We start from the raw sequence: 22,125 nt of genomic DNA, 5'->3' as shown, positions 1-22,125 counted from the left end.
ATTCTAACCGCAAAGAGCACAAAGATTTTCGCAAAGAACTCAAAGTATTAAAAATTAAGTATGACAGAAAACGAAATCTCAAATAAAATAATTGGAGCAGCAATTAAGGTTCATACGGCTTTGGGTCCCGGCTTGCTGGAGAGTGCCTATAAAGAATGTTTGTTTTACATTCTGGTTAAAGTGGGTTTGAAAGTGGAAAAAGAAAAACCAATGCCATTGGTGTTTGAAGAAGTAAAACTCGATTGTGGTTATAGAATAGATTTGTTGGTTGAGAACAAAGTAGTGATTGAAATAAAAAGCGTAGATGCTCTAAATGATGTGCATCTGGCACAAACACTAACTTATCTCAAGCTGGGAAACTATAAACTTGGCCTGCTGATAAATTTCAATGTGGCATTGCTGAAGCAAGGAATAAAACGAGTAGCAAATGGAATATAAACTTAGCGATACTTTGCGGTTTTTCATTCTTTGCGAAACTTTGTGGCTTTTCTTTGCGACCTCTGCGGTTAATTGTTTTGCCTGTTTAACCGCAAAGAATGCAGAGAACTTTTGCGAATCTTTGCGAACTCTGCGGTTGGATTTTTTACCGCAAAGAACGCAGAGTTATTCGCAAAGAACACAGAGTAAACTAATAAAAAGGATTAAAAAAATTAAAATAGTTGATGTAATGAAATTTGAAAAACTCAAAAATATCGCTAAAGTTAAAACTGGAAAGTATGATGTGAACCTTTGTTGAAACCTGGTGGGAATTCATACGAGTTTTGCTAATTGTGATTTGCGTAAGATACCAACCCGTTTAAATTCACCAACTGATAAAACGGGTGTATTTGCAAAAGAAGATGATATTCTCATAGCTTGGGATGGTGCGAATGCTGGAACGAAGTTTTCTTTGACAATCGGGATAATTTGAAGCCTATCAATTGCCTTATGTAGTTCAAAATTTCAACCTGAGTTATACTCAACATTATGTTTATTGGAATATTCTTGCAATCTCAGTGGATCAATATTTAGGAATAAGCAATACGGTTCTGCAACAATTCGCACATAAGCAGTTAAATGACTTTAGATGATTTTGAAATTCCTGTAATTCCCAGTGTCCACGCCCAACTCCACATTGCCACCATTCTTTCCAAAGCCGAAAACCTGATAGCCCAACGCAAAGAAAGCATCCGCCTGCTGGATGAATTTTTGAAAAGCACGTTTTTGGAGATGTTTGGAGACCCTGTGAGGAATGAGAAGGGATGGGAAATTGATTCTTTTAAGAATTATGGTTCTTTAAAAAATGGACTAAAGGTATATCACGAAATGAATCGGTTTGATTACTTAGAATATTCGTTGTTTAGGTGTTTTGTGGGGCTTTAAAGATTTATCAAAACTCACAGTACATTGATTCATTACCAATTTTGAATTTATCATCAGCACCAAGCGATGAATATTATTTACAAGACGGACGATTTAGTTTTTGTGGTTCAAATGGCAATAGAGAATTAGTAGGAAGATGCCTTGTAGTTTTCCCTAAAAAAGATAAGGTAACTTATAGCGGTTTCTGCATTAGATACAGAATTGAAAAAACACAAATCACTTCAATCTATCTCTCACACTTGTTTAGAGTTTCAGTGTTTAAAAAATCAATGTTGCAAAATGGTAGAGGAGCAAACATTCAGAATATTAATCAGCAGATTCTTGGGAGTTTAAAAATTCCTGTTCCACCCATCGCACTCCAAACCCAATTTGCCCAAATCGTAGAAAAAACAGAAGCCCTCAAAACCCAATACCAACAAAGCTTGCAAGAGTTAGAGAGTTTGTATGGCAGTTTAAGCCAAAAAGCGTTTAGAGGGGAATTAACCTCAAAGCAAAATTCTGCTAATCCATAAATTCTGTAAATTCTGATTCAGACAATGTAAGGCAGTCTGAGCCAGAAGGCTTTTAGGGGGGAGTTGGGTGTAAAGACAGTTTCAAAACAAAAAAATACCCAACCGCACAACCCAACACTCAATGACACAGAAACTCAATACTGACAATGGTTTACAAGGACAGAGGGCAAGAACCACTGGCTATAACAGCGGTTATGCGAAATAATGGCGGCAGTGCGAAATTCCAACTTTCGGAATGCTAACGAGTTTTACTTTTGTGCGTAATCAAACTTAACAAGTAATGAAAGATCTATTGACAGCATTTCTTTTATTAAGCATTCTTTCCTCTTTCGCACAAAGCGAATACAAGCAGGTGAATCTCAAAACAAATTTAAACACACCCACTACAAGGATTGATTCGGTTACACTTATCACCAATAATTTTTTAAAAGACAGTGCCGAAGCACTGGCATTGATTCATGCAAAAGTTATTTTGCCTCTTGCAATGCAACAGCACAGTGCTGCTTTATTTGACAGTTGTCTCTCAATAGAATTTTTATACCAGGGTGAAGGAACATTATTAAACCGGCAGGAATACATTCACGACCGCATTAATGGCAAATGGACTATCACCGATGTGCAATATGAAAATGTGGTGCTTCAATTTTACGACAACATGGGTGTGCTTACTTACGGTAATGTGGTAAAAGAAACAGACGAGTTTGGCAAGCCGCAAACCTACTTCTGGTTTTGGGCGGATGTATGGATAAAAGAAAAAGGAAGATGGAAATTAAAAGAGCTTCGTGCTATAAATTAAGTAATGACAAAAAAGTAGCTAACAATAATTGCCTTGAACAAACTTTAGCGCGTACCTCAAACCGTCACTCATCTGTGGACAGGCAATGTACTACTTAAAACACCAAGATTAATGGATTTACAAAACCAAGGGCTTGGGTAGTTAATCATAGTGTATGCAAGAAATAGATGTGTGTACAAGTACAAAAACAAAGAGCCGCTGAAAAAACAGCGGCTCTTTGTTTTTAAGAATTATTTTCTTCTTTCTTCTTCCTCGATTTTGGTGGTGGCGGTGATGACTTGGTAATATTGGCTTTGAGCAGATGTGTTTCTTTATCAAAAACCACTTCTATATTATCACCTTCCTGCAACTCGGCTTTGATGATTTCTTCTGCAAGCATATCTTCAACATATTTCTGAATAGCACGCTTAAGCGGACGTGCTCCATAATTTACATCATTACCTTTATCTGCAATAAAATCTTTAGCCTCATCATTAAGTTTAAGCTTATAACCCAAGCCTGCAATGCGCGAATATAATTTTTCCAATTCAATATCAATAATCTTGATAATATCTTCCTTGCTGAGCGAATTAAATATTACCACATCATCAATACGATTGAGGAATTCAGGGGCAAATGCTTTCTTTAATGCATTTTCTATAACACCTCTGGCATGTTCGTCCATCTGTGCATTTTTAGCACCTGTAGCAAAGCCTACTCCCGTTCCAAAATCTTTCAACTGACGTGAACCAATGTTACTTGTCATGATGATGATGGTGTTTTTAAAATCCACTTTGCGTCCTAAAGAGTCTGTCAGCTGACCATCATCAAGTGTCTGCAACAACAAATTGAATACATCTGGATGTGCTTTCTCAATTTCGTCCAGCAGCACTACGGAATATGGTTTGCGTCTTACTTTCTCGGTAAGCTGTCCACCTTCTTCGTACCCCACATAGCCGGGAGGTGCTCCAATGAGTCGCGATACAGCAAATTTTTCCATGTATTCACTCATATCTATACGAATCAATGCATCTTCCGTATCGAACAAGTACGTAGCAAGCACTTTGGCCAGTTCTGTTTTGCCCACACCTGTTGGACCTAAGAAAATAAATGAGCCTATTGGTTTGTTAGGGTCTTTCAGACCTGCACGGTTACGCTGAATAGCACGAACAACTTTTTTAATGGCATCATCCTGACCAATCACTTTGCCTTTCAGTTCTTCAGGCATATTAATCAATCGTGCTGTTTCTGCCTGTGCCACACGTTGCAATGGAATGCCACTCATCATAGAAACCACTTCTGCAACATCTTCATCCGTTACGGCATATCGTTGATTTTTTGTTTCTTCTTCCCATTGTTTTTTAGCTGCTTCAAGCTGGTCAATCAATTGTTTTTCGGAATCGCGAAGGCGTGCTGCCTCTTCATATTTCTGGCTGCGAACAACCCTGTTTTTCTCTGATTTTATCTCTGAAATTTTTCCTTCAAGGTCAATAATATTGGCAGGAACATGAATGTTTGAAAGGTGCACGCGTGAACCTGCTTCGTCCAGAGCATCTATTGCTTTATCCGGCAAAAAGCGATCGGTTATATAGCGGTTGGTAAGCGTTACACAGGCTTTCAATGCCTCAGGAGTATAATTCACATGATGATGCTCCTCATAACGGTCTTTAATATTGTTGAGAATTTCTACTGTTTCGTCAACAGAGGTAGGGTCAATAATTACCTTCTGAAAACGTCTGTCTAAGGCACCATCTTTTTCGATGTACTGTCTGTACTCGTCTAATGTGGTAGCTCCGATACATTGAATCTCGCCACGGGCCAATGCAGGCTTAAACATGTTGGAAGCATCTAACGAACCACTGGCACCACCTGCACCAATGATGGTATGAATTTCGTCAATAAACAAAATTACATCTGGTGATTTTTCCAGTTCATTCATCACTGCTTTCATACGCTCTTCAAACTGTCCGCGATATTTTGTTCCGGCAACTAATGAAGCTAAATCAAGTGTAACAATTCTTTTATTGAAAAGCACTCTGGAAACTTTGCGTTGAATAATGCGTAAAGCAAGGCCTTCGGCAATAGCAGATTTTCCTACACCAGGCTCACCGATGAGGATTGGATTATTTTTCTTTCTGCGTGACAGAATTTGCGAAACTCTTTCTATCTCTTTGCTGCGACCAACAATAGGATCTAACTTTCCTTCTTCGGCAGCCTTGGTCAAATCGCGACCAAAGTTGTCGAGCACCGGAGTTTTTGATTTGGCATCACCGGATTTTTTTGCTGTTGAACCACTACCCAACCCCGGACCTTCATCATCATCCTTGCTATAAGGATCGTCAGATGGCGACTGTGGTGCCTCTGATTTGAAATTAGATTTGAAGGTTTCCAACTCCTCACGCATAATCTCATAGTTTATGCCGTACTGATTTAGTATTTGTGTTGCAATATTGTCTTCGTCTTTCAGAATTGAAAGCAACAAATGTTCCGTGCCTATAATATCACTTTTAAAAATCTTAGCTTCAAGATAAGTTATTTTTAAAGCTTTTTCTGCCTGCTTTGTAAGTGGAATATTATTAAGGTTGCTAACATTATTAACACTTCCTTTAACAGCGTTCTCAACCGACTTTCGCAGTTCTACCAGATTTACATTGAGCGACTTTAAAAACTTTATTGCCATGCCTTCGCCTTCACGGATAAGGCCCAGCAACAAATGCTCTGTGCCAATATAATCATGACTTAATCGTAGTGCTTCTTCTCTACTATAGGTTATCACATCTTTTACTCTGGGGCTAAATTTTGCTTCCATATTCTGTGTATTTATTCAATTTTAACGGTAAAAATCCGAAATAGTTTTCTTTTACTTCAGATGCAATTTTATTAATTGTGAACAACAAACTTAACAATAATTTTCGTTTTTGCATTGTTAGTAAATCTTCATAACATTTTACCCGGTTTTTATCATAAAATATGCCAATAAAACACTACCTTCGCAGACATGACAAAACAAGCAAAAAGGGGCATTTTAAGATGACAAGTTTACCATTGCCGATTTAAGCTTTTTCACATATAATTTCAAATAAATTTCAAAACAAATATTGTATTAACACACTATGTCAGAAGGAGAAAAAATAGTTCGTATAAACATTGAAGAAGAAATGAAAACAGCCTACATTGATTATTCAATGTCGGTAATTGTGTCACGTGCATTACCCGATGTGCGCGATGGTTTTAAACCTGTTCACCGCAGAGTACTTTACGGCATGCTCGATTTAGGAGTATTATCCAATCGTCCATATAAAAAATCAGCCAGAATTGTCGGTGAGGTTTTAGGTAAATACCACCCTCATGGCGATGCATCTGTTTATGACACTATGGTACGTATGGCCCAGGAATGGAGTTTACGCTACCCATTGGTTGACGGACAAGGTAACTTCGGCAGTATTGATGGCGACAGCCCTGCAGCAATGCGTTACACAGAAGCACGTCTGAAAAAAATTGCAGAAGAAATGTTGGCTGACATTGACAAAGACACAGTTGATTTTAAGCTCAACTTTGATGATACTTTACAGGAGCCAACCGTTTTACCGGCAAAAATTCCAAATCTTTTAGTTAATGGTGCTGCGGGTATTGCCGTAGGAATGGCCACCAATATGCCCCCACACAATTTAACAGAAGTGTGCAATGCAGTTATTGCCTATATTGATAACAGAGATATTACTGTTGAAGAAATGCTTCAATATGTTAAAGCACCCGATTTTCCTACGGGAGGAATAATTTATGGTTATTCCGGTGTAAAAGAAGCTTTACTCACAGGAAGAGGTCGTGTAGTGATGCGTGCCAAAGCCATTATCGAAACATTAGAGAATGGCCGCGAACGTATAATCGTAAACGAGATACCCTACATGATTAACAAGGCTGAAATGATTAAGAAAACAGCCGACTTAGTAAATGACAAAAAAATTGAAGGTATAACCGACATCAGAGATGAAAGTGGTCGTGATGGCATGCGCATTGTCTATGAAATAAAAAGAGATGCCATGGCAAGTGTGGTGCTTAACAACCTCTACAAGCATACGTCACTGCAAACATCATTTGGTGTTAACAATATTGCCTTGGTTAACGGACGACCTTTGTTGTTGAACTTAAAAGACCTGATTCACTACTTTGTTGAACACCGTCATGATGTATTGGTGCGCAAAACAAAATTCGAATTAGCCGAAGCCGAAAAACGTGCGCACATTTTAGAAGGCTTACTCATTGCACTCGATCATCTGGACGAAGTTATTGCACTGATACGTGCTTCACAAACACCCGATGAAGCCCGCAATGGACTGATTGAGAAATTTGCCTTATCAGAAATTCAGGCAAAAGCAATTCTGGATATGCGTCTGCAACGCTTGACGGGTCTTGAACGTGATAAGATTAAGGAAGAGTATGCAGAGTTGATGAAACTTATTGACTACCTGCAAAAAGTATTGGGCAGCGAAGAACTGCGTATGCTTTTATTGAAGAAGGAAGTAGCAGAGGTTTTAGAAAAATATGGTGATGAACGAAGGACAGAGATTGTGTATGCAGCAGACGACATCAGCATGGAAGATATGATAGAAGATGAGGCTGTTGTAGTAACCATCTCACACATGGGCTATATTAAACGCACACCACTAACAGAGTATCGCACTCAAAACCGTGGCGGAAGAGGCTCCATAGGCAGCAGCACACGCGATGAAGATTTTGTTGAACATTTATTTGTGGCAACCAATCACAATTACATACTGCTGTTTACACAGAAAGGACGTTGTTTCTGGTTGAAGACTTACGAAATTCCGGAAGGCAACAAACAATTTAAAGGACGTGCCATCCAAAACTTAATCAGCATTGAACCCGATGATAAAGTCTTTGCTTTCATTAATGTTAAGACATTGGAAGACGAAGAATACATCAACAACAATTATATTGTGATGTGTACACGGCAGGGAGTGATTAAAAAAACTCCTCTTGAAGCCTATTCACGCGTACGTCAGAATGGTATCAATGCCATTGTTATTAATGATGGTGATGAATTAATTGAAGCCAAGCTGACCAATGGCAATAACGAAATTTTACTTGCAGTTAAGTCTGGCCGTGCTATTCGATTTAATGAGAATACTGTCCGTACAGTTGGCAGAAATTCCATTGGCGTGAGAGGTATAACACTTGATCAAACTAACGATGAAGTGATAGGCATGGTTTGCGTGAAAAATGCAAGTGAAGAAAACATATTGGTAGTGAGTGAAAAAGGCTATGGCAAGCGCAGCGATCTGGAAGATTATCGTGTAACAAACCGTGGCGGCAAAGGTGTTAAGACAATGAACATTACCGACAAAACAGGAGATCTGATTGCTATAAAGAGTGTAAAGGAAGATGACGATCTGATGATTATCAATAAATCCGGCATCACCATTCGTATGGAAGTGAAAGATTTGCGCGTTATGGGACGAAACACACAGGGTGTAAAACTTATTCGTTTAGATGATGATGACTCAATTGCGTCTGTAGCAAAGATTGATATGGAAATTACAGGCAACGGCAATCATAAGGAGAATGGCACTGATAACGAAGAAAATTCCACTACTGAGAAGGATGAACCAAACAACAACCAAACAGAAGAAAACAACAATCAACCGGAATAATTAACATTTAAACAACAAGATAAAATGAAAAGAATACTTACAGTTGTGTTTATCAGTTTAGCCCTTGGCAGTTATGCACAGCGTGCGCAGGTACAATCTGCTTACAGTTACCTTAAGTACGAACAGTTAGACAAAGCAAAAGAAAGCATTGACATTGCAGTAAACAACGAAAACACCATGAATTATGATAAAGCATGGTATTATCGCGGATTGATTTATCAGGCATTGTATAAAAATGAAAAATTTGCCAACCTTTCAAACGATCCATTGAATGAGGCTTTGAAATCATACAATAAAGCTTTGGAATTGAATCCGAAATTTGAATACGCTGATGATATTGCAGAGAAGAAAAAAATATTGGCACAGCAATTTGCCGATATGGGATATGTAAATTATAATCTTAAAAACTTTGCAAGTGCACTTACAGCTTATGAAGGTGTAGTTTCCATCATGCCCAATGATACATCATCATATTTCAATGCAGCTTTGTGTGCAGAGCGCGCAGGGAATACAGCTAAAGCAAAACAATACTACAACAAATTAGATGAGATGCAATATAAAGATGCAAAAATGTATCATAGCTATGCGCAACTTTATCTTACCGAAGGAGACACAACAAAAGCAATTGAAATATTATCACGTGGTTTATCACGCTTCCCAGAAGAAAAATCAATACTTATTACACAAACAAACATCTATATCAGCTCAGGAAAAACAGCGGAGGCACTTGGCGCAATAAATAAAGCTATAGAAAAAGACCCCACCAATGCCAACCTTTATTTTGCCAAAGGCACATTAGTAGAAAAGACTGATAAAAATAAAGATGCTGCCATTACTGCATACAAAAAAGCTATTGAACTTAAAGCGGATTATTTTGATGCCTACTATAATTTAGGTGCATTATTTTTTAACGAAGGTGCACATTTAGCCAATGAAGCAAATAACATCAAAGACAACAATCAATATGCAAAAGCAAAAACAGTATTTGAAGCAAAGTTTAAAGAAGCAAAACCTTATCTTGAAAAAGCCTGGGAGTTGAATCCAAAAGATCAAAGCACAATGGTTTCATTGAAACAACTTTATGCCACCCTTAATGATACCGTAAACTATGCAAAGGTTAAAGCTGCATTGGACGCTGAAACAAAATAAAATTTTCAAAACAAAATAAAAAGCCCCGCAATGCGGGGTTTTTTATTTTGTAATGCGGTGTTAAAACACAATTTCACCAATGCTTTTTCTACTCCTTAACAAACTTTGCTGTTAGCATATTTGTTTTACCATTGGCTTTTACAATGTAAATGCCCGGTGAGAATGACGATACATCTATCTTAACTAACAGTTCTTTACTCAGTATTTTTTTGCTCAATATTTTTTTGCCTACAACATCATAAACTGTTATGTTGGTAATACCTTGCACTTTATTCTGAATATTTATTTCTGTTGTTGCCGGGTTAGGATATAAAAACAAATCTTCTGCCGGCAGAGACTCCTGTTCTGCTATACCCACCGTACAGTTAGTGCCCCACTTGGCTATAAAACCATCGGATTCACCTCCCTGAAAAGGGTAGGTTACACCATTTAGGGTTAAACTGCTTCTGTTGCTACCGCCAACATATACGTTGCCGCTGCTATCGTGTGTTATACATTGTGGCTCATCACCATCACCCATGCTTGTGATTTTTGTCCCGGATGTAATGACTCCTGATGGTGATACCTCTGCTAAAAAAATATCCGTTAATCCTGTGCTTGCAAAAGAATCAGTACCAAACTTAGCCGGTCCGCCAAAAAAACCGCTGTAGTATGATACTCCATTGCTCAAAGTTGTTATACCTCCTGTTGCCCAACTACCATATTTATGTTGGGAGTTTGTAAACCACGTACAAACACCATTTGAGTTAAACTTTGCAACAAAAGGTAAATCCATATGAATATTAGTACTTAAACTGTTTATTGGTGAGAAACCATCAATATTTGCAGCAGTATTAAGCCCTCCTGTTAATAATATATCTGGCCCAAACATAGATAACCCATAGCCTTTGTTAAAGCTATAAACTGTATCACCAAAATTACGAGCCCACTGAAACTGCCCTGTCGAATCAAATTTAACTAAGAATATATTACAACATGTGGGGCAGGCTGCATTATAGGGTTTGTAAAGTACTGTATCACCAATTACCATAGAGTCTAAATAAAAAAATCCTGTAATGTACTGATCGCCTGTTGGGCTTATTTTGTAATCATTCATAATTGGGCCATATACACTGCCCAAGTTCTGAAGCCTGTTAATATTTCCGGAAGTATCAAAACGTGCTGCAAAGCACCAACTTGAACTAAAATTATAGCCGGGGAAAAAAATTCCAGAAGAACCTCCAACACCGGAAACATTAATCATATCGTCATCTGTAATTTGAATTTTGAATCCTCTAGTTCCTAAAATTCCAGATCCCGGTCCTGCAATTTTTGCCCATTTATAATTGCCTGACGTATCAAACTTGGCTAAGAAAAAATCATTTGTGTCTTCAGTTATCAGCGTGTCAAAAAACTGGGTGGGGTTAAATGGATAGGCAACCAAGTATCCCGTAAGATAGATATTGCCATAATCATCCAATGCAAGACCATAAGCCTCGATACTATTAAAAGCAGCAGTACCAGCCGTTCTTACCCACACTAAGTTTCCTTGGCAGTTTAGCTTAGCCAGAAACAAGGTAAAATAGCCCTGATAGGTAGTCATGGTGTCGCCATTAAAGTTAGCTCCATAACATACCCTGCCACATACATATACATTACCCTGTGCATCGGTCTTTACATCTTTTACCCATTCGTCAGGCCCACCGGCACCATTGCCATTGCCGCTGTAACCGCCAACACGCGACAGCCATTGCCAACCCGGTGTTTGTGCTGTTGCATTTGCAAACAGCATCATGAATAAGAGAAATAATTTTACACCTGTTTTCATTGTGTGTGTTATTTGATGATGATTAATTTTTGAACCAAACAATCTCCTGCATTGCTTTGCAGGGTAACAAAATAAATTCCCGGCAGCCATTGCTGTGTAGAGAGTTCGGACAGACCTTCTGTTGTCACTTTTTCGTTATACATTTTTTGTCCAACAGCAGAAGTGATGGTAATAATACCACCTGTACGGGCACTGTAACGTAGGGTAACGCTGTTTTTAGCGGGGTTAGGCATCAGACTTAGTGTCGAAATCTGAACAGCATCGTTACCATCATTTTGATAGCTTACCCGAAGCAGTGGTGCGGTAGTGTTTTTCTCTCCGTTTCTTGAGATAATACCACAAGGAGGCAAATTACCAGAGCAACCAGATGTTTTACAAGCTGTGTAGGTAGTAAAATTATAGCCATGCAAGGTGATGCAAAAGAAACTTGCATTACTGTTGACGGTTATTGTGCTGTTGATAATAGTCGTGCCGGGACCAACCGTGGCCGGCATGGTGCCTAAAACACCACCCTGAGCCGTGAACATAGAGAATAGCTGTGGCGAATTTAGCAGCGTAAGTGTAAAACTATAGATTCTGTTGCCATTGGCATCATGACCAATACATTGAACATTGTCTATTTTAGCTTCTGTGCCACAGCCTACAGGAACTCCGCATTTGGGCAATTTCATACAATAGAGGTAGTTGCAGCTGCACTCCGGCTTGTTAGGATCGGTTATGTTAATGTCAAAACAAACATTGTTCGGGTAAGCACTGTAGGTTGATAATATGCCGGTGAGCAGTTGCGGTGGATTTGAATTCGGCAGCATTGACACTCCGCCATCTGGCGAAGTCACCATGACATTGGGATTAGCAGAACAACTGTAGTTGGTTACTATCTCGAAGTGATAATTATTCAATGATTGTACATCACCATTTACTTCGTTCATGCAGTAAATTTTACCTTCGGGATAAAGCCTGCAAGGGCATGGTATAATGGTAATTTCAAGAGCATCAGACATCATTTCGCAATTTGTCCCATCAGGATATGCAACTACCAACTGTAGTCTTACTACATACACACCCGGGCTGAGCAATCCCATATTAAGATTTTGGACCGGGCTTTGCTGTCCCGAAGTTTGAGCAACACCATCAACATACCATATCCATTTTTCAAATGACAAATTTCCACTACCGAATACGGTTACAGGCAACGTGTCGCAATATTGTACACAGCCTGTCATCATAAATCCTGAATAGGGGTTTTCATGCACTTCAAAGGTTGCATGATTAGTACAGCCATTGGCATCAGTGAGTGTTGCCTGATAGCCACCGGCATTGTAAACCGTAACAACAGGTCCGCTTGCGCCATTGCTCCAGTTTACCCAGTAGGTACCGGCATTCATAACTGTCAGGTCTATGGGATGTCCTTCGCAGGCTTGTGCTACACTGCTTTGAATATCGGGCAATGGGGGCAACGGATTTACATCTACATCCACAGAGGTGCTGCGGCTGCAGCCGTTTGCTGTAATGTCAAGTGTTACATGATAGGTTCCGGCAACGGCACCTGCAATATGAATGGACGATTGACTATAGGTTGTAGTAACATTATTGGGGTCAACCACTGTCCAGTTATATTGTACGGCACTACCTTGATTACCATCTAAATTTATGGCATCGCCTTCGCACAGTGTCAAATCACCCCAAATAGCAGGCTTTGGAACATTAACCACTGCTGCCTGACCCGGCAATGCAGGACTATAGCTGCAGCCGTTATTATCGCTAACCGTAACAAAATACTGACCGGTTTGAATTACCGTTAATGTAGGTGTTGTGAAACCTCCTGTCCATAACCATGAGGTGGGGCTACCGGATTGTGCTGTAAAAGAACAAAGGGCATTTGCTCCGGGACAAAATGTATTAGGAATAATAGAAATATATCCACCCAAATTATAGTCATTAACCGTTACCTGCTGTATGCTTGTATAGGTGCAGCCGTATTTGTCGGTAACTACTAAAGTTATGGTTTTAGTTCCTTGAAATTTAAACACTTTCAGCGCATTAATAGAGGAAGCCGGGTTTTGCGGAATAAAAGTGGAAGCATCGCCAAAATCCCAAAGGGCATGATGCACGTTGGTGTTGCTTGCCGTTAGCTGCACTACCGTTTGCGCCTCGCAAAAGGGTCCTCCTGCAACGGTAAATGATGCTACGGGTGGTGCAGGTATATTTATTGTTAGTGTGCGTTCGCAATATTTGGTGCCGTTTCCTATTTTTAGTTTAATGTTATAGGTGCCTGCTGCCAAAGTAATGGTTGGGTGGTTGCTTGTGCTTAGCAGTGTGGTGCCTGAATACCACTCCCAAGTGGTTATTGGAGTGATAAAAGCTGATAGGTCAATAAACTCCACATCATAGCTTCCCGGTGTGCTGCTGCAATGCAGCGAGGTTATAAAATCAGGAATAAGGGCTAAAGGTATTGGTGCACAATAATAGTCGCAATACTGTTGCCCGGTATTATCGTAGGCATACAAACAGGCGCTATATTGTCCTGCAGTGCTGTATGTATGTGTTGGATTAGGCTGACTACTAGTAACGCCATCACCAAAATCCAATAAGAAACTTACCGGTGTAGGATTGAAGCTCTCTGTAAAATCTATCGTTTGACAATCTGATGCAGGCGTGGCTGTAAAACTAATGTTTATTGGATCGGGATTACACGGTATAGGATTGGGCGAACAATTTGAAATTGAAATGGTTTGTGATGATGCGCAACCGGTTACTGTATTGGTAATAGTTATACCGAATGGTTGTGTGTCTAAGTAATTAAGTGTATTAATGTTGGTATTATTGGAGGCATTATTACTCCACGAATAATTAAAGCTACCTGATTGTTGCACTAACGTGGCTGTTATATTGGTCGTAGTTGGTGGGCAGAAATACAAAGGCGAAAGGGTCAGTGAAAGTAAGGGAGCAGGATTAACGTCAACTTTGGTGCTGGCATAAGACTGGCAGCCGCCATCATCAACCGTCAGGGTAACATCAAAGGTTGTGAGGTTGGCACCTTGAGTCAGCACATAAGAATGCGATGCTGTTAATGGGCTGTTGCCGCTATTGCCATCACCAAAACTCCAGGTATAATTACCCGGTAGTGCCGGTACGGCTGTAAATGTTATAGGCGTATTTTCACAAGCAGGATTGGGTGATGCTGTAATAGCCAAAGAAGGTGCTCCGCCCAGTGAAATGTTGGGTGGGTCGAACACCGTATTCGGGTAAGAGATTGGGGGCGAACCACAAAGTGATGTCTTTACCTGAAGATACGTATCGTAAACACCGGAGGGAGAAGGCTGGTTATTCCATTGCACGGTTACACTGGTAGTGCCTTGCCCGCTGATGATGCTGCCTGCTGTAGCTGGAATGATTACCCATTCCAATTGGTCGAATATATAATTACCCTGAGGAGCAGCATTGGAAATCTGATAGGTTACCTGTTTATTTATGCAGGGTGTAAAATTACCGGTTATGACAGGGTTGATGTATAATCTTTCCTGTATAGGCAATACCGTTGGCATTGATTTGCATCCTGTAGAAGACTCTACCTGTACCAAACTGATGGAATAGTTATGCGGAGGCGCTGTATTAATCCAGCCTATTGACAATTCATTGCCTGTGCCTGTTGCAGGCAATCCTTGTGTTGTACTCCATTCTAAATAATATCCGGCATTCAATGTTGTGCCGCTATACAAATGTACTGTGCCCGGACATATTGGGTTATCGCCAACAGGCAGTGCCGGTGCCGGTGGGGCGTCTGTTATTTCAATAGTGATGCTTGCAATGTAATTACAATAACTGTTGGTATTGTCTAATGCTGTAATAATATAGGTGCCACTCGGATAAGTCCACCCTGTAATAGTAAAATCAGGAATACCGGTGCCGCTACCAAGATATATAGTGTTTTGAGAAGCATCTGTCAGAGTCCAATCCAACAGCACGTTATCAGGATTAACAGCAGTTAGCACTACATCTGCTCCCGGACAACTTTTTGTGGGGCCGCTAATGCTAAAAGGCTGCTTGGTTTCAACTGTTATGTTTGCAGTGCCTCCGCAATCTAATAAGGCATTGTTATAATTTACACTTAGGGTTGATGTGCCCGCACTTGCCCAATCTACCAGTATTTCGTTGGTGCCTTGACCTGAAATAATTGTACCATTGCTGCCTGTTATCTGCCAGTTATAAACACAACCCGTCATGGCAGGAACACTGTATTTTGTCTGAGAGCCTTTACATACTAATGTTGGCCCGTCAATACTACTTGTTGTAGAAATAATTGGTATCTCAACACAAGTTTCACTCGGGCAATAATTGCCACACCCACCGTTAGTATTATCTAAACATAAAATTCCATTGCCGCTGCCTCCTGTCCATTCTACCTGTATGCTACTGCCATAAGGCGTTGGTGAAAGTATGTTTCCACCGGTAACTACCCAGTTATAAGAACTGCAATTCACTGCATCGGTATAATATTTACCTGTATCGCCTTGGCATATCGGTGTCGGGCATTCTATATTCACACCATTTACCGGGTCAACTTCTACCGTTACATAACATATGCCTGTACAACCGCAAGCATTGGTTACGGTGAGCGTTACGTGATAGGTTCCGGGGGTTAGCCATGAATGTACTTCATCTCTATGTGTCGAAAAAGTACCATCACCAAAATCCCACAACCAACTTACAATTGGCGAGCCTGAATTTCCAAGATCAGCATTACCAAAAAACAAAGCATTCTGTTCAAGACAGACAGCAATTGAGCCTCCTAAACGACAATCCACATCTCCGGGATATGCAGTTATTATTGCCAGTGGCGATTCAATTATCTCAATGCATTTTTCAGTCGTATTTACACAACCATTGCCATCGGTCTCCGTTACAGAAACCATTCCGTTGCCGGCACTTCCCCACAAAACTCCTATCTCATTGTTTGAAATGACTGTAAAACTTTGTGCCCCTGTTACGCTCCAATTTAATACCGAACCAACGTTAACGGGATTTGCGAAGTAATGAACAGTTCCGTTTTCACAAACATGCCAGCAGGTGTCGTTTACTACTGTGGGTATTACCTGTCCTTCATGCTCTTTATAGATAACACAGTTATTGGTGAAATCTGTGGTTAATACAGGCTGTGGTAATGGGTTTACTGTTACAGCAAGCGATGGTGTTCCTATTACTGTTCCGGAAACATCATACAAAGTAACACCAACAGAGCCTGAACCCACTGCACTCCAACCTATACTCACTGTGCCTGTGCCCGTACTTACGATATAGCCACCGGATACATTCCATGTGTATGTTGCAGGTAATGGTGTTCCGCTGACTGAATATACTGAAATATTATTCATGCAGTCTTCTGTGTTGCCTACTACAGCATATTGCGCCTTTAAAAAGCACGGAAGCAACACCAGCAATAATGCAATAATTCTTGTCTTCAAAACATTTTTCCTTAACCTGCTAAAGGTGCTTTTCAGAAAATTGTTTGCGGGGGGGGGGGTAATGTAATAGCTCTCATAAACATGGTTTTTTGGTTTGTAATTATGTCATGCATCTATCCAAATGCAAACCAAAATTAAATCTGTTTAATTGAAATTCCAAATTTATTTTGGAAAAATCTTTACGAATACACTATTTATTTTTACAAAATAATTTAATCATAGATTCAGGCAAACAACTCTTATTAATCACATTTTAATGAAATGTATTTTAAATTTTCTCATCTGTATTCATTCAATATTTGATTTTGATAAAAATTGATTTCACCAATATACTACTTCACCTTCTTCTCTTTTACAACTTTAGTTTTAGGTTTATATGCCGTTTCATATTTTTGAATCCACTCTTCAACTGTAATTTTTTTCATCAACTCGCCAATTAGTTTATAGGGAATATCATCCATCTTCTTAAAACGAACACAACTTTTGCCCATATCCAATTTTTGTTTGCTGTGTTTTGGAAATTCGCTCACAAACCATTTTAATAACATCGCATCGGCATACATCCCCATGTGATAAAAATTTATGGATTGTTTCTGAGAAGCTATTCCTGCAAAAGGTAATGGCTCAACAGGCTTGCAGTGATAGCCATCAGGATAAATAGTATGCGGCACAACATAACCTAAGCCACCATAACTGATGGCTGCTTCAAAACCTTTGGGTAAATTTTTTAAAATTGTCTCATGCAATTTGTTGAATGGCACTTTTCTGTCATCAGGCAGGTTTGCCAATATTTTTTTAACACTTTTCCCTTCAGCTTTCATTTTACTTTATGAATGAATATTAAACACACTAAACTCTTTGAATAAAAAATCACTAACATCAAAAGTAAGCCTACAATTTATCTACCTCAAATAAAATACTAAAATAAACCATCCTGCCTACTTTGGGTCCGCCATAAATTTCGTAATGTTTATTGTTGAGCAGGTTCATTGCTCCCAGCTTAAACGTGGTACCGGCTTCTTTTAACTTATAGTTTACTTGTGCATCAACCATGTCATAAGAAGGTATTTTACCTGTAAACTGTGGTGACCCTTCATACTTAAATCCCTGTACCCACTTATAGTTGATATTAAATCCAACACCATACATATCGCGTCCATTGAATCCAATATTGTATTTGTTTTCAGGTGTGTTAAATGCAGGAATCAAGGGGTCATCAGTGCCTTTTTTATTCAATTTATTCCAGCTGTAATTTCCCGTCAGTGCAAAATATTTTCCGATGTAATAATTCAAACCAACAGATACGCCTTGCGTAGTAACTTCACTCTGTGCATTAGAGGCAACACGCACAACACGATTAAAAACCAAATCGTAAATAGTACCGCCAAATGTGTTGATGGAAAATGTGTCGGCATCAACGCCAATCTGATAGCCTATAAAATCACGATACCAGGAGTAATACCCATTCAAATCTACATACAACCGTTTAAACAATGTTGCACGATAACCGGCTTCAAGAGTTTTTACTTTTTCAGGTCTGACCGGATCGATGTCGAAAAAATTCAAGAATTTAAAAGAAGACTTGCTGCTATCATAAAACTCTGTTACCGATTCGGGAGTTAAAAGGTTAGTGTAGCCATTGATGTTTCCAAGCAATGTAGCCCTTCCAACCTGATAAAACAAATATTGATCGGTGAGGGTAGGATTTCTAATAGCAGACGAAAAAGATACTCTGAAAACATGGTTGTCATCCGGAGTGTAAACAACAGAACCTGCAGGTGAAACAAGCAATTTAAAGTTCTGATTTTTATCAAAACGCACTGTGGCATTGAGTTTTATTTTTTCTTTAAGAATTTTCTTTTCAATGCCTGCATAAATTCCAAATTCATAAACAGAAAGCTTGTTGCGTAATGTGTCTATTGATAAGGTATCGTTGTTAGCTGAAATATTATAATGCACATAGCTGGTATCAGAAAAAATTGTTCCATCGGAATTGGGTTTATACAAACGATAATTACCGCCAATTACACCATCAACCCATTTGTTTGGATACCGATACTCACCTTGTATGTGATATAGTTTTGACTTATCATAAAACCGCGACCCCCCTTCTGAATATGATTTACGTGAAGTTATTGCATTAAAAGCCGAATCGAAACGCTCTGTTCCCGGCTCGTAGAAAGCCACGTTTTGATTTTGAGGATTACCGGCCCCACTAGCATATGCCTGTGCCTGCTGATGATAATACACCAATGAATCATAATAATTGTTCAATAAAAATGGATTCACAGATTGCAGCCACTGCACATAAGCCGGACCAAAACCGGGAGGTGGTGGAAAGCCCGGAAGCTTCCTGATGAAACTCATGTTATAATTTCCATTCCAGAAATTCTCATAGTCATTTTTCCAGTGTCCATCGCTTTTGGCACTGCGCTGCAGTAATAACGCTGTAAAGTATGCATCGTACGACTGACCTGCATCTTCAGAAGTGTTGTATGCTCTGACAAACCATTTATCTTTCACTCTGACTTCAACTCTGTTTTGTAAAAATTTAATATTTTTCAGGCTGTAGCGATTATCGCCCTGATAAATTGTAGTACCAGTACCGTAATTGGTAGCAGCAATAGCTTCAATTTTAGGGGTAATCATGTAGTGCAGTGCTATGCCAGCTTTGGTATTATTACTATTGTAGTCAACCAAATCTTCTTCTCTGTAGCCTTTGCGGTTAAACGACATCAGTCCCGGAAAGGCACCGGGGAAGTTACGATAATCCGTTCCATTCATATCTTCATCGCCATAAACATTCACTGCATCGTAGCCACCGGGGTTATAACTTGTATTTAGCGATTGCTCTGTGGGTGAATAATTATCTGCTTTCCAGTCCAAAGCCGTAAAACGGTAAAAGTTGAGCTTATAGGCAAACTTATCTTCTCCCTTTTTATTCTTAAAAACCTGTGCAAATCGTAAAGCAAATTCATTGAGTTTGCGATCACCAATTTTTACCATAAACTGCAATCCCGGTGATTCAAATGGGCTGCGTGTTGTCATGGCAATAACACCGTTAAAAGCATTCGGACCATAGTATGCCGAACTTGCACCTACTATTAAATCTACTTTTTGTACATCAAGCTCACTGCTGCCAAGAAAATTCCCCAATGAAAAATTCAGTCCGGGCGATTGATTATCTACCCCATCAATCAATTGTAAGGAGCGCACTGGAGAACTGCTGTTAAACCCTCTTGTATTGATGATTTTAAAACCCAAACTTGCACTGGTCAGATCAACTCCTTTTAACTGACCAAGGCCCTCGTAAAAACTGGCAGCAGGTGTTTCTTTAATAGCAATATAATCGAGAGCTTCAACAGTAACAGGTGACTCTTTTTGCTTTTCTGATATGCGGCTGCCTGTGACTGTAATATTCTTGAGCAGCACTTCATTCTTCTTTAGTTTTATGGTTAATGGCCGTGCATCATTAACAGCTATTTCCTGATTGATAAACCCTACAAAAGATGCTTCTAAAACTAATGGAAAGCTTTTTGAAGTTTCGAAAGAAAATTTTCCGTCAATATCAGTCGCAGCACCTTCAGTAGTACCTTTAATGACTATAGTTGCACCAATTAAAGTTTCTCCGGAGCTACCGTCTTTAATAATTCCTGAAATAATGTTTTGTGCTGAAGAAATATAAACGGAAACAATAAGTAAAACAGCTGTAAAGCAACTCCTCATAAACTTGGTTTTGTTTGGGGTAAAAGTAAAATACAGAAACCGAATAAACAATAGTACAACAATGCCTGATTCGGGCGTTCTATATTTTTGAAAATGCTACTTTTGCCAACCTATTTAATGAGGAAATGAAGTATGGCTAATCCGCTAACACTGGCAGAGCTTGAATCAATAGCATTTAAAAGAAAACCCGTAAAGGTTAATGATGAAATCATTACATCCATCGGTACATCATTTGATTTTTTAGTTAGATTTTCAAAAGAGAAAATTATCTATGGCATCAACACCGGCTTTGGCCCTATGGTGCAGTACAAGATTGAAAATCACGAGTTAAATCAGTTGCAATATAACCTTATCCGCAGTCACAGCAGTGGCACAGGTGCAGTACTTAATGAAGTATATGCAAGGGCAGTTGTTGCAGCACGACTTAATAATTTTCTTCAGGCACATTCAGGCGTGAGCCCTGAAGTAATTTCATTACTTACCAAAATGCTTAACGAAAATATTGTTCCTGAAATTTATGAGCATGGCGGAGTTGGTGCCAGTGGCGATTTGGTGCAGCTTGCACACCTAGGACTAAACCTTATTGGTGAAGGCTATGTTTATTATGAGGGAATGCGCCAAAAAACTGCAGATGTTTTTAAGAAACTGAACATAAAACCATTAACACTTCAACTGCGCGATGGCTTAGGAATTATAAATGGCACATCGTGCATGACAGGGATTGCTGCCATCAACCTTGTTTATGCAAAACGACTCACTCGTTGGATGATAACTTTGTCGGCAGTGATTAATGAAATTATTGAATCTTTTGATGATTCTTTCTCTGCTGAACTCAACCACGTTAAACTACACAACGGCCAGCGTGAAGTAGCAAAACAGATGCGCGACTTTTTGAAAGGAAGTAAATTGGTTCGCAGCAGAAAAGAGCTCTTCTCTGATCATGCCGAACTGAGCCGCACAGAATTCAAAAACAAAATTCAGGAGTATTATTCTATTCGCTGTGTACCACAAATTATTGGCCCTATTTATGACACCTATTTGGCTGCTATAGCAGTTACTGAAAACGAATTAAATTCTACCAACGACAATCCTGTAGTTATGCCTGAAGCAGATAACGTGTTTCATGGCGGCAATTTTCATGGTGACTATATTTCGCTTGAAATGGATAAACTAAAACTTGCCATTTCAAAACTTTCAGTACTTGCAGAGCGTCAGTTAAACTTTTTACTAAACAAAAAACTTAACAGAAAATTCCCTCCATTTCTGAACAAGAAAAAACTAGGATTTAATTTTGGATTGCAGGGTATGCAGTTTCTTGCAACAAGTACTACTGCAGAAAATCAGTCGCTCAGCAATTCTGTTTATGTTCACAGCATTTCAAACAACAACGACAATCAGGATGTGGTGAGCATGGGAACAAACAGTGCCCTTATCACCAGAAAAGTAATTGATAACAGCTATGAAGTTGTTGCTGTACTCACACTTGCAGTGTGCCAGGCAATAGACCTGCTGAGTGCAGAAGAGTTTCAAAAACTTTGCAAGAACACTTTGTCACTGCATGAGCTTATTCGCAAACATGTTGCAGTTGTTGAAGAAGATGTTCCACAGTTTGAAAACATCAGAATAGTTATTGATATTTTAAAAGAAAATCAGATTTAAC

12 protein-coding genes and 1 pseudogene are annotated in these 22,125 nt (G+C 39.3%); 8 read left to right on the top strand and 5 right to left on the bottom strand.

Annotated elements, in window-relative coordinates; all coding sequences use genetic code 11:
* Positions 1–60: 60 nt before the first annotated feature.
* From V9G42_06320 to V9G42_06300, 5 genes and pseudogenes are all read left to right on the top strand, one after another.
* Positions 61–438, top strand: coding sequence for a GxxExxY protein (locus tag V9G42_06320; protein ID MEI2759036.1), 378 nt, complete (start codon positions 61–63; stop codon positions 436–438).
* Positions 428–736 (top strand): hypothetical protein, encoded by a 309-nt coding sequence (locus V9G42_06315; protein MEI2759035.1) that lies wholly within the window; start codon positions 428–430, stop codon positions 734–736. Before V9G42_06320 ends, V9G42_06315 begins: the two co-directional genes overlap by 11 nt.
* 320 nt (positions 737–1,056) lie before the next feature.
* Positions 1,057–1,251 (top strand): annotated as a pseudogene (locus V9G42_06310) (restriction endonuclease subunit S).
* 152 nt (positions 1,252–1,403) lie between these two features.
* A complete protein-coding gene (locus tag V9G42_06305) occupies positions 1,404–1,874 on the top strand; it encodes a restriction endonuclease subunit S (GenBank protein MEI2759034.1) in 471 nt (156 codons plus the stop codon).
* Positions 1,875–2,154: 280 nt separating this feature from the next.
* Positions 2,155–2,670, top strand: coding sequence for a nuclear transport factor 2 family protein (locus V9G42_06300; GenBank protein ID MEI2759033.1), 516 nt, complete (start codon positions 2,155–2,157; stop codon positions 2,668–2,670).
* A gap of 223 nt (positions 2,671–2,893) precedes the next feature.
* On the opposite strand, the gene V9G42_06295 is transcribed toward V9G42_06300, so the two are convergent.
* Positions 2,894–5,458, bottom strand: a complete 2,565-nt coding sequence (locus V9G42_06295) for an ATP-dependent Clp protease ATP-binding subunit (protein ID MEI2759032.1) — start codon at positions 5,456–5,458, stop codon at positions 2,894–2,896.
* A 304-nt stretch (positions 5,459–5,762) separates the two neighbouring features.
* Between V9G42_06295 and gyrA the strand changes: the two genes are divergently transcribed.
* Both gyrA and V9G42_06285 read left to right on the top strand, forming a co-directional pair.
* Positions 5,763–8,321 carry a DNA gyrase subunit A gene (gene gyrA / locus V9G42_06290; protein ID MEI2759031.1) on the top strand — a complete coding sequence of 853 codons (2,559 nt, stop codon included), beginning with the start codon at positions 5,763–5,765 and terminating at the stop codon, positions 8,319–8,321.
* A gap of 24 nt (positions 8,322–8,345) precedes the next feature.
* On the top strand, positions 8,346–9,470 hold the full coding sequence (locus V9G42_06285) for a tetratricopeptide repeat protein (GenBank protein MEI2759030.1): 1,125 nt from the start codon (positions 8,346–8,348) through the stop codon (positions 9,468–9,470).
* A gap of 88 nt (positions 9,471–9,558) precedes the next feature.
* On the opposite strand, the gene V9G42_06280 is transcribed toward V9G42_06285, so the two are convergent.
* The 4 genes from V9G42_06280 to V9G42_06265 all read right to left on the bottom strand — a co-directional run bounded on the left by V9G42_06280 (position 9,559) and on the right by V9G42_06265 (position 20,465).
* On the bottom strand, positions 9,559–11,244 hold the full coding sequence (locus tag V9G42_06280; GenBank protein MEI2759029.1) for a T9SS type A sorting domain-containing protein: 1,686 nt from the start codon (positions 11,242–11,244) through the stop codon (positions 9,559–9,561).
* Positions 11,245–11,285: 41 nt separating this feature from the next.
* Entirely contained in the window at positions 11,286–16,739 is a 5,454-nt protein-coding gene (locus tag V9G42_06275) for a PKD domain-containing protein (protein ID MEI2759028.1), read from the bottom strand.
* 332 nt (positions 16,740–17,071) lie between these two features.
* Positions 17,072–17,560 (bottom strand): DUF1801 domain-containing protein, encoded by a 489-nt coding sequence (locus V9G42_06270; GenBank protein ID MEI2759027.1) that lies wholly within the window; start codon positions 17,558–17,560, stop codon positions 17,072–17,074.
* A 70-nt stretch (positions 17,561–17,630) separates the two neighbouring features.
* Positions 17,631–20,465, bottom strand: coding sequence for a TonB-dependent receptor (locus tag V9G42_06265; protein ID MEI2759026.1), 2,835 nt, complete (start codon positions 20,463–20,465; stop codon positions 17,631–17,633).
* A 132-nt stretch (positions 20,466–20,597) separates the two neighbouring features.
* Here V9G42_06265 and V9G42_06260 point away from each other — a divergent pair, with 132 nt between their 5' ends.
* Positions 20,598–22,124: an aromatic amino acid ammonia-lyase gene (locus tag V9G42_06260; protein MEI2759025.1), complete on the top strand. Its 1,527-nt coding sequence runs from the start codon at positions 20,598–20,600 to the stop codon at positions 22,122–22,124.
* Position 22,125: the final 1 nt, after the last annotated feature.

The sequence above is a fragment of the Bacteroidia bacterium genome, assembly GCA_037045145.1.
In the GTDB taxonomy this organism is placed as follows: domain Bacteria; phylum Bacteroidota; class Bacteroidia; order AKYH767-A; family OLB10; genus OLB10.
The sequence above is the reverse complement of the archived record's forward strand: the minus strand, read 5'-3'. Positions and strand labels throughout refer to the sequence as shown.